We start from the raw sequence: 15,197 nt of genomic DNA, 5'->3' as shown, positions 1-15,197 counted from the left end.
GATTTGTCCTTAAACAATAAAAGGAGACCTTTCGACCTCCTTTTAATGATCATATAGCTAATATACAAAATGAACTCTTCTTTTCATATTGCTTCAGCTTTATAACGTATTAGTTACTTTGGCCTGTACCAGGACCAACATCCCACCACATTCTGCCTTGTAAAAGATCTAACTGCTCTTCAGAATAATTTTGTCTTTTAATTGCTTCCAGGTAGTTATCATTGTTTACGTTACGCTCAGCAATTGGAAGAGAAAATCTTCTCCACATTTTACCTGCAGTTACGTTACCAGGATAAGGTACCTTATTGCCACCAACTGTCCAGTTTGCATAATTGAAAACAGGATATTTGGTACGGCGCCAGTTTGAATATACCTCATAATCATTCCCAAGCAATGAAACCCATTTCTGTGTTGAGATGGTTTCTATCTGCTGAGCTAATGTTCCTGCTGCGGGATAAGGATTAGCGGCAAGATAGGCATCTACCTGCGCAGTGGTAATTACTCCTGAATGAGGAGCCACACTTGGCCATAATGCCCATTCAGCCATTGCTGCACGAACAGCATTATTATAAGCTGCCTGAGCAGTTGAACCAACACTCCATCCTCTGGCAGCTCCTTCTGCAATAATCAGAAAGGCTTCTGAAGGACTCATTACAATAATTGGCGCACCTCTGTCGATGTACAACAAAGAAGGCTCAGAATAAGTATCAAAATCTGTAGGTCTGGTATTTAAACTTCCACTAACCATTCCACGCTGAGCTGCAGGGGTATTATTTGGAGTAAAAGTATTACCACTTGCAGGAACCCAAACTACTGAAATAACAGGTAAACGTGGATCTGAAGTAGCTTTGAGATGATCAATAAATTTACCTGACCATTTACTTCCTTCTATGTTATCCCCACCCGGGCTTGTAAAATCCCCATTGATGTAAGTAAGCACTCTAGGATTCATTTGACCTTGGATGTTTGCATATTTAAGATAAGCGATATCGCCAAAAGCAGTCATTATTCCACCAGCAACTGCTTTCTCTACCCAGGATTTAGCTGTTGCCGGTTCAATATCAGAAAGACGCATGCCTAAACGAGCCATTAAGGTATAACCAAATTTGCTCCATTTAGCTACATCACCTTTAAAGTAAGGATCAGCATTGCCAAATACATTTGGTTTGGTTGCATCCATAGATTTTAAAGCAGTTTCAAGTTCGGTAAGCATAGCAGTATATATACTTTTTTGAGTATCATATTTTGGCTTAAGTTTATCGAGCCCCTTCATAGATTCCGAATAAGGCATATCCCCCATCACATCAGTTTGCTGGTGAAAAGCCAAAATTCTAAGAATCTCAACAGCTGCTCGTTTATTTACGTTTTCTGCTCCGGGAATCTCCTTTGTTAATTGTGCCAAACGGTTCCACTGCCCGGTGTATACACCAAATGATCCACCAGTTCCATTGAAATTGTAAAATTTATCACCGGTAGCAGGAACTTCCTTATAAGAAGAAAAATACTGCAAACCTTGTCCTAATGCTCTGTAATTCTCTCCAGGACCACTTGCTAGAACAGCAGCAGTGAAGGAATATTCCGGAATTACATATTCAATTGCATTAGGGTTCTTGTTCAGGTCGGTTAGTTTATCGGTATTACACGATTGCATCGTTGAAACCACAAGAACTGCTCCGGCCACATATATCAATTTTAAGAATGTCTTTTTCATGTTCTTAGATTAAATTATTAAAATCTTAAATTCAGGTTAAAGCCAATATTCCTAGTTCTAGGAAAAGCCACACCCTGGCTTCCTTGTGCGTTACCCACAGTCTCCTGCATTTCAGGATCGATACCGGCTTCTTTAGTCCGCTTATCCTGATACAGTATGGCCAAATTCAAACCGGTAATACCGACAGAAGCAGATTGTACCTTCATGAATTTAAGAGTGCTCACAGGAAGATTGTATTTCAATACTGCCCGACGCAATTTGATAAAGTCGGTTTTATAAACCCATTGACCTGGGTATGCATTACCAAAGTTATTATAGTAAGTATCCAAATCTACTACAGACCAAACTTTAGTATAAGGTGCACCGGCAGCAGATACTCCAGTGACAGTTAAACCAGCATCCCTTCCAGGAAGTGTCTGTGGAGTATGTCCGAAACGGGTGGCATACTGAATTAAGTTGCTATAACCCACAGCACCAAATTTAGAATCGATATCCAAAGTTAAACTGAAGCGTTTGTAACGGAAGTTATTTCCAAGACCCATCAGGTATGGAGGGTTACCCACACCTATATCCTGTAGTTCCTGAACTTCATAACCGGTAGCAGTGTTATAAACCTTATTACCATTTGCATCTCTCTTCATCACATTGGCTCTAACCGTTGAATAAGGTAAGCCAACAGCATTGATCATTTGCGGACCCCCAATACCTGAACCTAATGATAAAATACTTATTCCTTCAGCAAGTTCAACGATCTTACTTTGATTATATCCAAAGTTATAATTTACATCCCATGAGAAGTTATCCTTCTTAACCGGAGTACCTGTTAAGCTGATTTCCCAGCCTTTATTGGTAACTAAACCAAGATTTCTTCTTCCTGCTGCGAATCCGGTTGCTGCGGAGATTGGAGGAGAGAGAATATCATTCCTAGTTCTTCTTGAATAATAATTCACATCTAATCCAAGGCGGCTATTTAACATTTGAACCTCAAAACCACCTTCGATAGTTTCAACAGTAACCGGACGAATATTAGGGTTATTCAAAACATTCGGGTTTGTTAAAGTAGGAATACCATAAGCATTCACCGTACTCACGGCATAAGTCTGATTGATACTTCCTGCGTTTACAGTTGCACTACCTACTTCAGCCCATGAAGAACGTAATTTGGCATAATCCAAAAATTTTGGCATTTTAATAACATCTGAAAGGATGAAACTAGCGCCAACTGATGGATAGAAGATTGAATTAAATCCTGGATTCAACACAGAGAACCAATCCTGACGACCAGTTACTGTTAAATAGAAGAGATTATTGTAATCAATATTTGCTTCTCCAAACACAGAGTTTGTTCCAAAGGAACCTTGTGAGGCATTAACCAGATCTCTATTAACCAAATTAGTAATACTATAAAAATCAGATACAACCCATTGGCTACCATTGGCTGTACTTCCTTTAGCGAAATCTCTTTCACTTTGTACACCTCCAAGAATGTTTAACCCAATTTTATCTTTCAAGAATCTTTCATTGTAATTTACAATCCCCTGGAAGTTAGTTTTATCATCCTGCTGTGTACCTGATTGAAAGTAGCCAAGTGGAGTAAAATTATTTGTATTTGGCACATATAATTGATCAGTAGTATAGTTGAAATCACGTGCTACTGTACCTTTAACAAATAAATTAGGTAAAATATTTGCTTGAACACTTGCGCGACCAATTAAACGTTGACGAGTATCCTCATTACCAATCTGATAGGCCACATAATAAGGATTAAAAGCAACAGGCACCGGATTCCAATCCAATTCTCTCCCATTTGAAACCCTAATTCCAGGTCTGTTTGGATCAGTACCTGCCATATTCCGAACATCTACTACGTTTGCAGCCAAATAAACCGGCCAAGCCGAATTGAAATCTGCATATCCAACACCTGGTCTGTTTCTACCTTGTATAAGATTATATTGTACACTTGATTCAATGGTTAGAAAATCATTTTTACCCATTTTACCAGATATATTCAGATTTGCAGTTTTTCTCTTATAACTTGAGTTTGGCTGTTGATCTTGTGCACGCAAATCACTTATGGATAATCTTGTTTTTAATTTCTCACTACCTGCACTAAATGCCACAGTATTAGTAATGTTCTGACTCACTTCATAAAAGTTTTTAATATTATCTTTAACTCTAAATGGTGAGTATGGGCGCATAACCCCATCAAATTGCATCACCATTGAACCGTCCATTTTTGCGCCATAGGATAAACGACCTGAGCTCAATGCAGCGGCAGGGGTAGCAGGCTTTACACCATCATTACCTTGTCCGTATTCATATTGGTAATTCGGGAAAACTGATGGAGTACCAAAGTTTGCATCAGAGGTAAGTTCAATACCAACACCTTTTTGAGCAGAACCTTTCTTAGTCGTGATCAAAATTACACCATTCGCAGCTTGTGATCCATAAAGAGCAGCAGCAGCACCACCTTTCAGGACAGATATCGTTGCAATATCGTCAGGGTTAATACTTGAAATACCGTCTCCGCGGTCAGCATTCAATCCTTCTGTACTTGTTACTGGACCTCTGTTACTATTATTGATTGGCATACCATCTACAACATAAAGCGGCTGCTGGTTACCATTTAGCGAAGTATTACCACGAATAATAACGCGGCTTGAACCTCCTGCACCTGAGTTAGCCTGAGTTGCATCCACACCGGCAATTTTACCTGTCAGTGAGTTTGCGATGTTGTTCTGGCGTGCGTCAGTGAACTCTTCACCACGTACTTCCTGTACAGCATAACCTAAGCCTCTTTTTGCCTTGGTAACACCAAAGGCTGTAACAACCACCTCACTTAATGCCTGACGGTCTTCAACCATCGTTACATTGACACTGGTTCTGCCATTTACAGCAACTTCCTGAGTAACATAACCGATATAGGTAAATACCAAAATCGCATTGTCAGGTGCATTTAAAACAAAATTTCCGTTAACGTCTGTTGATGCACCGGTCTCAGAACCTTTTACACGAACACTTACACCTATCAGAGCCTCGCCTGTAGCGTCGATTACCTTACCACGAATATCAGCACGTTCCTGCTCAATATTGAAATTGGAAACCTTAGCTGATGACTGGGCATTTAATGATTTAAAACCACTATTTGGAACTAAAGAAAATCTAGATGTCTGCTCCAAAAAGCGTTCATCCCTTCTTTTCAGAATAATTGTATTCTCAGTAATGGTATAGGTCAAGGGTTGGTTTTTGAAAACCTGATCTAAAACCTCTTCCAAAGAAGAATTATTTGCTTTCACAGTTACAGGAAGTGTATTTCTCAGCAATCTGGTATTATAAAGAAAATCATAACCCGTTTGTTTTCTGATTTCAGTGAAAACTTTGTCCAGGTTAGAATTTTTTTCATTTAACGTAACATTTTGCGAGAAGCCTTTTGCATTTACCTGCAAAAAAGCAACTAAAATTAAAATGGTAGTTAGCTTCATAATTCGTAACGTTTGATCCGAGACCACCTTTAAGAGTCTCTTGCCGGTAGAATTACCGACATTGTTAATGCAGGTATTACTGCATTCACTTAGTAAAACATTTTTCATATTTTTACATTTTAAGTTTGTTTTGGTTAATTAATTAAAATTTCGTACTCACGGAATTTAATACAAGAATTAATCTGAAACTTTTTCCGTCCCGGGGCGCAATCCGGGGCGGTTTTTTCATTTTAATCCCCTTAATAAAATTAGCTGGTATCGGTTTTCATCATATTATTTGGATTAAGGTTTATGGCATTGATTTAACTTTTAATTTCTTTCCTTTTACAGTGAATTTCACTCCACCGCTTGCTTCCATTATTTTAAGAACAGCTGATATCTTCACATCATTAGAGATAAAACCTGTGAATTCATCAGTTGGCATTTTACCTTCATAGACCAGTTCAACATCGTACCAGCGTTCAATTTCACGCATAATTTCCCTTATTGGTGTGTTTCTGAATTTGAAATAGCCATTTTTCCAGGCAATAGCCTTTTCTGTGTCGGCATTCTCTATCCGGATATCTGAACGGGAGGATTTGGTAAGCGATTGCTCTCCGGGTTTCAGGAGCCTGGTGTTGGAAATTACATTTGGTTTAGAGTTAAGGATAACTTTAACACTTCCTTCCAATAAAGTTGTTTTAACGTAATCTTCATCATCATAAGAGTTTATGTTAAAATGTGTACCCAATACTTCTACGATCTGATTACCGCTTTGCACACGAAATGGAATATTTTTATTGGCTGAAATCTCAAAATAAGCCTCCCCTTTCAATTGAACTTTACGTTCATTACCGGCGAAAGTAGTTGGATAACTGAGTGTAGAGGCCGAATTTAACCAAACCTTACTCCCATCAGGCAAACGAACCTGATATTTACCCCCTTTTGGAGTTTGTATTGTATTGATAACAGAACGATTGGATATAAACTTGGACCTGTCAACATTATTCTTTTCATAGACAATCTGTCCATTTTCTGTTTTAGTAATGGCAATATTCCCCTGGCTGGCAAGCAAACCATTAGCTGCGTCATCGAGACTTATCTTTGAACCATCTGCAAGTGTTAATATTGCCTTATTATATCCGGGTGCAATATCATTCCTGACATCAATCTCGACAAAGTTTTCAGGTTTGACGATCTCCCGGTTGGAGTAAAAATATATACCTGTGGTGATAGCCAGCAATATCATTGCTGCAATTGAAATGGATTTTAAATAATAAAATCTATAAGAATACTGATCTTCTTCAACAGGATGAATAGTTTCCCGAATTCTTTCAAAGATATTATCACCAATGTGATCAATTTCCTGCTCTAATTCAGATTGTTTCTGAAAACTGCCATAAAAGTTAAGCAAACGCTGTTCTTCCTCCATAGAGGCCTCTCCGGCAATATACTTATCCAATAGTTTTTGAAAATCTTTCTTATCCAAAGCAGGTCGTTTGATATGATGAGTAAAAAACAGGCTCTATCCCCTAGACGGAATAAAAAAAAAAGATAATTGAAAGTGGAGAATGGAAAGTGGAGAGTGGAGAGTGGAGAAAAATTGGGAATAGGAAATGGGGAATGGGGATTAAAGAGCGGATAAGTAGGCCTTTTGATAAACCAGAATAAGTTTATCCAGGCAATAATTGACTAAACAAAAGAAATATAGGAAATGAATAATTTAAAACAAGCCCAGAGATATTCTCAATTGGCGGAGTGCTTTATTCAGGTGGTTTTCGACAGTTTTAGTAGAAATATCAAGTTGTGAGGCGATTTGCTTGTGAGATAATTGTTCTTCCCGGCTTAATTTATAAACCACCTTGCATTTTGCAGACAATTTATCAACAATAGAATTTATCTGGGATAGAAGTTCTCGATGCTCAATATTACCATATTCAGATGGCGATTCCATGCGCTCAAATATATTTTCAAACAAATCTTCCCGAACTGAGCTAAAACGAACCTGCCTGTAAACTTCGTAGCGGGTTGAAGCGAAAAGATAGGATTTGAGAGATACTTTAATTTCTATTATTTCCCTTTTATTCCAAAGATTGATAAAAATCTCCTGAATGATATCCTCACAAACCTGTTGGTCGTGCAGGACATTAAATGCTGAAGAAAATAATTGATTCCAGTATTTTTTATAAATAAGCTTAAGCGCCATATCATCTCCCGACCGAATCCGATCCATCAATTCTACATCCTCAATTTTTAAATGCTCAGTCATACAGACACTAAAACTATTAAATAAAAAGTAAAAATCAAAATTTGTTAAAGGGCATAAGCTAAACCATTGGAAGAAATGTTCCACTAAAATAGAATTTTGTCAAAAAACAAATCCTTCTGTAACAAAAAAAATATTATTGTTAGACTAGGGGATATATTCATAAATTGACACTCCATATTACCGGTAAACCATTAACCAGAAATTAAAATTCTTGCTAATGGTTTAAAATCAATGAGATAAACCAACATAATAAAAACTAAAACGAGTAAAATGAATCAAAAACATCTTTTTATTTTCGCCCTGCTCTTCTCTGTATACTTCAGCGTTCAGGCACAAACACCAAAGCCTTATAACATCGTTATAAAAGGGGGCCATGTTATTGATCCTAAAAATAACATCAATACAGTGATGGATGTTGCTATTAAGGACGGAAAAGTTGCAATGCTTGCAAAAAACATCGACGCCTCAGAGGGAGTTCAGGTTGTTAATGCTAAGGGTATGTATGTTACCCCGGGATTAATTGACATTCACGTACACTTTTTTTGGGGCCATGATGGCGATGCCTATATGAATGCTCCTGCAAGTTTACCTGCGGATGGATTTACCTTCCCTGCGGGTGTTACCACAGTTGTGGATGCAGGTAGCCCGGGTTGGAAAACTTTTGAATTGTACAAAAAGCAAACCATAGAGAAGTCTCAAACCCGTGTACTTGCATTTTTGAACATTGTTGGTCAGGGTATGGCAGGTGGCAAGTATGAGAACGACATCAATGAGATGGATTCTCAAAAAGCTGCTGAAATGGCAAAAAAATACCCGAATGATATTGTTGGTTTCAAACTTGCTCACTTTAACGGTCGCACCTGGGTTCCAACCGACCGTTTAATGGAAGCAGGTCGTCTGGCGAACCTTCCGGTTATTGTTGACTTTGGTGGTGCAACTCCATTCCTTCCATTAGATTCTCTGTTCAATGTGAAATTCCGCCCTGGCGATATTTATACCCATGCATTTGGAGGCAATGGAAGTACAAGCCCGAATGGACGTGAGTCAATTGTTGATGTAAGCACTAATAAGGTAAAACCGTATGTAATCAAAGCACAAAACAGAGGCGTAATTTTTGACGTCGGTTTTGGTGGATCAAGCTTCCTGTTCAATCAGGGAACTCCTGCAATTAAAAGCGGCTTCTATCCAAATTCAATCAGTACTGACCTTCACACCGGAAGTATGAACAATGCTATGAAGAATATGCCGAACATTATGTCGCTATTCATGGCAATGGGAATGGACCTTCAAAGTGTAATCAAAGCGAGTACCTGGAATCCTGCCCAGGAAGTAAAAAGACCTGAGTTGGGGAACCTTTCAGTTGGTTCAGAGGCTGATGTTGCAATCTTTACTTTAAGAGAAGGTAATTTCGGTTATTATGCCAGAGACGGTAAAATTGCAGGAAAAAACAGGTTAGAAACTGAAATGACCATCAGAGCAGGTAGGATTGTTTATAATTTAAATGCAATTGCTGAGCCTAATATACTTCCAAGTGCTCCAAGGACAAGACCTGCAAGACCTGCAAGACCTGCAGCAAACTGATAACTTAACTTTCAATAGATAATATTTATGGGCACCATTCGATGCACATTTAAAAAAACAGGGCTTCTAACCCTGTTTTTTTCTTGCTCAGTATTTTGTTTTGCACAACAAAACAGTCCCAGAGCTGCAGCACCAATAAAGACACCAGTATCATTAAGGGCAGATATAATTGTCGAAAAAGTGATGAATATTGGCCGTCTGGGCGTTAGATTGATTCTAAACCCAAAGACCAGGGAATTCTGGTACTCAACTTTTGATGGCAATGTATTCAGGATATCAGATTTTGACACTCCTGAGGCAAAAGAACATCAGATTTTCAGTGCTGAAGATCATGGTATCACCCGATTACAGGGTGCTGCTTTTTTGGGGAACACCTTATACTTATGTGGTAATATCAGTGTAAATGAAGGAAAAGGAACTAAGGGTAGAATGGTAAAATATGAGCTGTCAGGATCCAAACCAATAATGAAAGAAGTTTTCAATACTGTTGAATATGGAACCAATGCCACCACATTTGATCATGGCTGGAATGCCCTGGTTGTCAGTCCGGATAAAAAATTCATTTATGTAAACTCCGGAGCAAGAACAGATCATGGAGAAGTACAGGACAATAAAGGTGTATACCCTAATGCCCGCGACAATGCCCTGACAGCCAATGTCTTCAGAATCCCCGTAAGTGCTGAAAATTTACTCCTAAGCACTGATGCAGCGAAGTTAAAAGCTGATGGCTATCTGTATGCCGAGGGTATCAGAAATGCCTATGATATGACTTTTGACGGGAAGGGCAATCTATTTGGCGTTGTAAATTCGGGTGATTATGATCAATCAGAGGAAATGTTTTGGATCAGGGAGGGCCGACATTATGGTTTCCCATGGCAAATGGCCGGAATCGAAAACCCGCAGCAATTTTCACCCTGGGAACCAGATCCGGCGAAAGATCCATTCATTAGCCCCGGCTCACATGCCTGGATTGTAAAATATTTCAGGAATGACCCTGATTTTCCAAAAATCCCTGAAGGAGTTAACTTTTCAGCAGGAGTTCAGAATTTGGGACCTGACGCGAATGAATACCGGGATATTGCATCTGGTAAAATTGTAGATGGGGATATAACAGGAAGAACCGTTAGCACATTTAATGCTCATAGTGTGCCTTTAGGACTAGTTTTTGATGTAAGGAATGTACTTTCCCCGGAATTTAAAGGCGATGGATTCGTTTTCAGATATGGTGGAGGGTCGGACCGACCGGGAACTAATTTGTTAAGAAAAGCTGGAAAAGACCTGATGCATTTAGATATGTCATATAATTCGGCCGCAGATAACTATTACATGAAGACAACTACTATTGTCAACAATTTCAATGCCCCTGTGGATGCTGTTATGGTTGATAATAAAATTTATGTCATGGAGCATGGAACGGCAAATTCTGAAGGTGGAAGAATATGGAAAGTCACTCTCCCAAAAAAATAATTAAAAAGAATTAATTCAGATCCCCGGTATCGATTTCAAATATCAATTCCGGGGATTTTCTATTCAATTTTATTTATAAATTGTGAGTCTATTTAAAAAACTAAATTCTTTAAGATGGAACAAATCTGGTCTCAAAATTATGATCCGCTAAACAATGCCGTGCTATCCACTATTCTTGCAGCGCTGCCGATAATCGTTCTTCTGGGATCTATTGCTGTATTCCATATCCGGATTCACCTGGCAGCTGTTTTAGGTTTGGTAGTAGCGATCGGAGTTGCACTTTTTGTATATCAGATGCCTGTTCAAACTGTTGCTGCGACAACACTCTACGGAAGTGCATATGGCTTATTTCCGATCGGCTGGATCGTTCTGAATCTTATATTCCTATATCAGTTAACAGTCAATAAAGGTTTGTTCACCTTAATCAGGATGCATTTATCAACGATAGCACCTGATCCAAGAATACAGGTAATTCTGATAGCCTTTGCATTCGGTGCTTTTTTTGAAGGCGCCGCAGGTTTCGGAACTCCGGTGGCTATAACAGCTGCTATTCTGATTCAGCTTGGTTTCAGGCCCCTGGCGGCCTGCGGATTATCTTTGATAGCAAATACCGCCCCTGTCGCATTTGGTGCTTTGGGAACCCCTATTATTGCCCTGGCGGCCGTAACAGACATAGATATACTAAAATTATCTGCCATGGTAGGAAGACAACTTCCTCTATTCTCATTCATCGTTCCATTCTGGGTAATCTGGGCAATGGCAGGATTCAGGGGCATGATCAGTGTATGGCCCGCAGCACTTACTGCCGGCTTATCATTTGCAGTGACACAATTCCTTGTTTCAAATTACCACGGACCATGGTTAGTTGATATTTTTGCTTCTATTGCCTCCATCGTTTCAATTATTGTCCTGCTCAAATTCTGGCAGCCAAAAACTATTTGGGAACTACCAAAAGCAGACGATGTGATTCCAATTGCTGCAGATCCTGTCTCAGTTTCCACAAAAGACATGGTGCGTGCCTGGACTCCTTGGATAATACTTACCATATTTATTTTTGCATGGGGGGTTCCTACGGTTAAAAAATCCTTAAACTCGATATCAGCACCAGAATATCAGGTTTCATATCTGCATAATCTGGTGAAACGCTCCCCTCCTATTGCTCCGGTCCCAAGCATCGATAAACCGGCAAAAACTGAAGAGGCTGTTTTCAAACTAAACTGGATATCGGCTACAGGTTCCGGTATTTTAGTTGCCAGCCTAATTGCAGGTTTTGCAATAGGTTATTCCATTCGTGAGATGCTTAAAATATACATGCAGACCTTGTGGAGGGTCAGGTTCTCATTGATCACCATTGCTGCAATGCTCGGACTAGGTTATGTAACCAAATATTCGGGGGCTGATGCCACCCTGGGGTTGGCTCTGGCAAAAACAGGGGTTCTTTATCCATTTTTTGGAACCATGCTGGGGTGGCTGGGAGTTGCCCTAACAGGCTCTGATACGGCCTCTAACGTATTATTCGGAAGTCTTCAAACCATTACGGCCAAACAAACTGATGTTAGTCCGATTTTAATGGCTGCCGCGAACAGTTCAGGAGGTGTAATGGGAAAAATGGTTGATGCTCAAAGTATTGTTGTAGCCAGTACCGCAACAAACTGGTATGGACATGAGGGACAGATTCTTAGATATGTTTTCTTCCACAGTATTGCTCTGGCTGCACTCGTAGGATTATTCGTGTTCCTTCAGGCTTATGTTATACCGTTCTCAGATATGGTTGTAAAGTAATAAAAAAGGCTGACAGGGTTTAAAACCCTGTCAGCCTTAGCTTTATAGTTAAATACCTTAGATCAGGCTTTAGATAATTCCTCTTTTATACGGGTAGCAACTATTTTTTCTTCTCCTGGAACCATAATGAAGGTAACCAGTGAGATATTGTTTTTACCTGCATTCAGTTCAATACCAGGTTCTCCTTTACTCAGTCTTTCCTGAATCTGCTGCCCGGTAACAGGAATGACTGCCGGATCCCATGATATCTCCAGATTGGGAGTAGCATTAGCCAATTCAGGTACAAAAACACGTGTTTTAACACTTTTGATATTTTTCACGGCATTTTCGATATGGGCAATCTGTTTCATCCAGAAGTTCCATTCATCCTCACCTGTACGTATGAATTTTTCAATAGCAACATACAAACCAAGAATTTCTTCCTTATTTACTTTATGACCTCTTCCAATTGTACTTCCTCTTGGTGAAGCGCTCAATCGGGCTGCAGCAATCAAATCTTTCCTGCCCATCAGTACTCCAGAGCTTTGCGGACCACGAATTGCCTTTCCACCTGAAAGACATACCAAATCAAAGCCCATGTCGTTGAATTTCCAAAAGTTTTCAATTGGAGGAACATCGGCTGCTATATCAATAAGTGTTGGAATATTGCGTCTTTTTGCAACTTCCAGCCATTCTTTATGTTTGATCTGACCAGAGTTTGTATTGCAATTCATAAAGGCCATCATTGCAGTTTTATCATTTATGGCACGCTCAAGCTCCTCTCGGGTCTCAACCCAAACCATAGTTACACCACAATTTTTCATTGCCTGATAGTAGCCAATATTATGACCCTTCTGCAAAATAACCTCTGTTTTCATACCACTACCTTCCAGGTGAGGAATCATCGCGGCTTTCTTTGCATCAAGACCTGATAATACACCTGCAGTTCCCAACATAATCGCAGAAAATGCTCCTGAAGTAACGGTTGCCGCTTCAGCATGGCATAATTCAGCTATTTTGGCACCTACTTTATCCTGCAGCTCATCCAGCATACAATACCTTCTGGATGAATTTTTTATCGCATCAAGCACCTCATCCTGCATCAGCGATCCGGTCATAAAGGTTAGGGTGGCTCTGGCATTAATGAATGTCCGTACACCTAATTCCTTGAATAAATCTCTTTTTGCTGCTGCAGCGGCAGTGTTAGCTAATGATGACAAGTTAGTAGCTGCTGCACTTTCTCCTGATAAAATCCCTCCTGCTAATGGAAGAACTGTTAAACCTTTTAGAAGGTCTCTGCGTTTCATATAATTAGTTTTTATAGTAAAAAAAATGTCTGATCAGCCTTGGGCTTGATCAGACATCGATTATTTTTCAGAACCGTGACCGAGATAGGTTCTGAGTTTTTCACTTTCGAATAAATCGGCTGCTTCTTTTTCTGGTTGTAAAAGTGAGACAATGATACCCACCACGAAGGCTGAAGTCATTGAAACGATGGTAGGATTTTTCAGAGGAAAAATTGCTTCTGAATTGCCCATGATATCAACCCAAACTGTAGGGCTGAGAACAATCAATATCAAAGCGAGAGAAGCTCCGGTAACCATACACCAAACAGCACCTTTTGTGGTAAATCCTTTCCAAATGATTGACATCAGCAATGCCGGGAAATTTGCACTTGCTGCTATTGAAAATGCGAGACCAACCATGAATGCAACATTCTGACCTTTAAACATCAAGCCTAAAGCAACTGCAAGCACTCCTAAAAAGATTGTCGCTCTCTTTGCTACTTTCATTTCACCTTTTTCATCAGAAACACCATGCTTCACCACGTGTACATAAAGGTCATGCGAAATAGTTGAGGCACCCGAAAGTGTAAGACCTGCAACTACTGCAAGAATCGTTGCAAATGCCACAGAAGCAATAAAACCAAGGAATGCACTTCCTCCTGTATTTTCTGCAAGGAGAAGCGCAGCCATATTGCCTCCCTTATCAAGACCTAAGATTGCATCTTTACCCACCAAAGCAAGAGCAGCAAATCCGATGAAGAAAGTTAAAATATAGAAATATCCGATGAAACCGGTAGCAACAAAAACAGATTTCCTGGCAGCCTTATCATCAGGTACAGTATAGAAACGCATCAGGATGTGCGGAAGACCAGCAGTTCCAAGCATTAGCGCTAAACCAAGTGAAAGCGCATCAAATGGATTGGTAATAAAACCTCCCGGAGCAAGCATATCGGCACCATATTGAGATTTTACTGAAAGGAATAATTCTCCAGGACTGAAATTAAATTTAGACAGTGCAAGTAAAACCAAAATAGTAGCTCCTGAAAGTAAAAGAACTGCTTTAATGATCTGCACCCAGGTTGTTGCAAGCATCCCACCAAAAAGCACATAGGAAGTCATAACTACACCAACCACCACTACCGCGATCTCATAGTCTAAACCGAATAAGGTTTTGATCAAACTCCCTGCTCCAACCATTTGGGCAATGAGGTAAAATGCAATAGTCATTAATGACCCCGCTGCTGCTGCGATACGAATAGGTCTTTGCTTTAAACGGAAAGCCACCACATCGGCAAACGTGTATTTACCAAGATTCCGAAGTGGCTCTGCTACTAAAAACATAATAAGTGGCCAGCCTACAAGAAAACCAATAGAATAGATCAATCCATCATAGCCCTTAGTTGCTACCATCCCGGCAATACCAAGGAAAGATGCGGCGCTCATGTAATCACCTGCTAATGCAAGCCCATTTTGAAAACCGGAAATATTCCTTCCGGCGGCATAAAATTCAGATCCTGTTTTTGTTTTTTTAGCCGCCCAGTAAGTAATATAAAGGGTGACTGCAACAAAAAGGAAGAAAATTGCGATTGATACCGGATTTGCAGTTCCCAGAGTAGATGGGGTAACTTCCGGGCTGATTTGAAGTAATAAGTTCAAAGACA

9 protein-coding genes are annotated in these 15,197 nt (G+C 39.7%); 3 read left to right on the top strand and 6 right to left on the bottom strand.

The window, feature by feature from the left end:
• Nucleotides 1-109: 109 nt before the first annotated feature.
• From Q8M41_RS06450 to Q8M41_RS06435, 4 genes are all read right to left on the bottom strand, one after another.
• Nucleotides 110-1,711, bottom strand: coding sequence for a SusD/RagB family nutrient-binding outer membrane lipoprotein (locus tag Q8M41_RS06450; protein WP_305364430.1), 1,602 nt, complete (start codon nt 1,709-1,711; stop codon nt 110-112).
• A 17-nt stretch (nt 1,712-1,728) separates the two neighbouring features.
• The gene (locus tag Q8M41_RS06445) at nt 1,729-5,301 is read right to left on the bottom strand and encodes a SusC/RagA family TonB-linked outer membrane protein (protein ID WP_305364429.1); all 3,573 of its coding nucleotides are present in this window, start codon (nt 5,299-5,301) and stop codon (nt 1,729-1,731) included.
• Nucleotides 5,302-5,482: 181 nt separating this feature from the next.
• Nucleotides 5,483-6,661: a FecR family protein gene (locus Q8M41_RS06440; protein WP_305364428.1), complete on the bottom strand. Its 1,179-nt coding sequence runs from the start codon at nt 6,659-6,661 to the stop codon at nt 5,483-5,485.
• A gap of 234 nt (nt 6,662-6,895) precedes the next feature.
• Nucleotides 6,896-7,441: an RNA polymerase sigma-70 factor gene (locus tag Q8M41_RS06435; protein ID WP_305364427.1), complete on the bottom strand. Its 546-nt coding sequence runs from the start codon at nt 7,439-7,441 to the stop codon at nt 6,896-6,898.
• A gap of 270 nt (nt 7,442-7,711) precedes the next feature.
• Here Q8M41_RS06435 and Q8M41_RS06430 point away from each other — a divergent pair, with 270 nt between their 5' ends.
• From Q8M41_RS06430 to Q8M41_RS06420, 3 genes are all read left to right on the top strand, one after another.
• On the top strand, nt 7,712-9,022 hold the full coding sequence (locus Q8M41_RS06430) for an amidohydrolase/deacetylase family metallohydrolase (protein ID WP_305364426.1): 1,311 nt from the start codon (nt 7,712-7,714) through the stop codon (nt 9,020-9,022).
• A 27-nt stretch (nt 9,023-9,049) separates the two neighbouring features.
• The gene (locus Q8M41_RS06425; RefSeq protein WP_305364425.1) at nt 9,050-10,489 is read left to right on the top strand and encodes a PQQ-dependent sugar dehydrogenase; all 1,440 of its coding nucleotides are present in this window, start codon (nt 9,050-9,052) and stop codon (nt 10,487-10,489) included.
• Nucleotides 10,490-10,603: 114 nt separating this feature from the next.
• Complete coding sequence (locus Q8M41_RS06420) at nt 10,604-12,271, top strand: L-lactate permease (protein WP_305364424.1); 1,668 nt, start codon at nt 10,604-10,606, stop codon at nt 12,269-12,271.
• Nucleotides 12,272-12,333: 62 nt separating this feature from the next.
• On the opposite strand, the gene Q8M41_RS06415 is transcribed toward Q8M41_RS06420, so the two are convergent.
• Entirely contained in the window at nt 12,334-13,557 is a 1,224-nt protein-coding gene (locus Q8M41_RS06415) for an aminotransferase class V-fold PLP-dependent enzyme (RefSeq protein WP_305364423.1), read from the bottom strand.
• Between the two features lie 60 nt (nt 13,558-13,617).
• Complete coding sequence (locus Q8M41_RS06410; protein ID WP_305364422.1) at nt 13,618-15,192, bottom strand: sodium/solute symporter; 1,575 nt, start codon at nt 15,190-15,192, stop codon at nt 13,618-13,620.
• Between the last annotated feature and the right edge of the window lie 5 nt (nt 15,193-15,197).

Origin of the sequence: Daejeonella sp. (assembly GCF_030684675.1) — a bacterium.
In the GTDB taxonomy this organism is placed as follows: domain Bacteria; phylum Bacteroidota; class Bacteroidia; order Sphingobacteriales; family Sphingobacteriaceae; genus Daejeonella.
The sequence above is the reverse complement of the archived record's forward strand: the minus strand, read 5'-3'. Positions and strand labels throughout refer to the sequence as shown.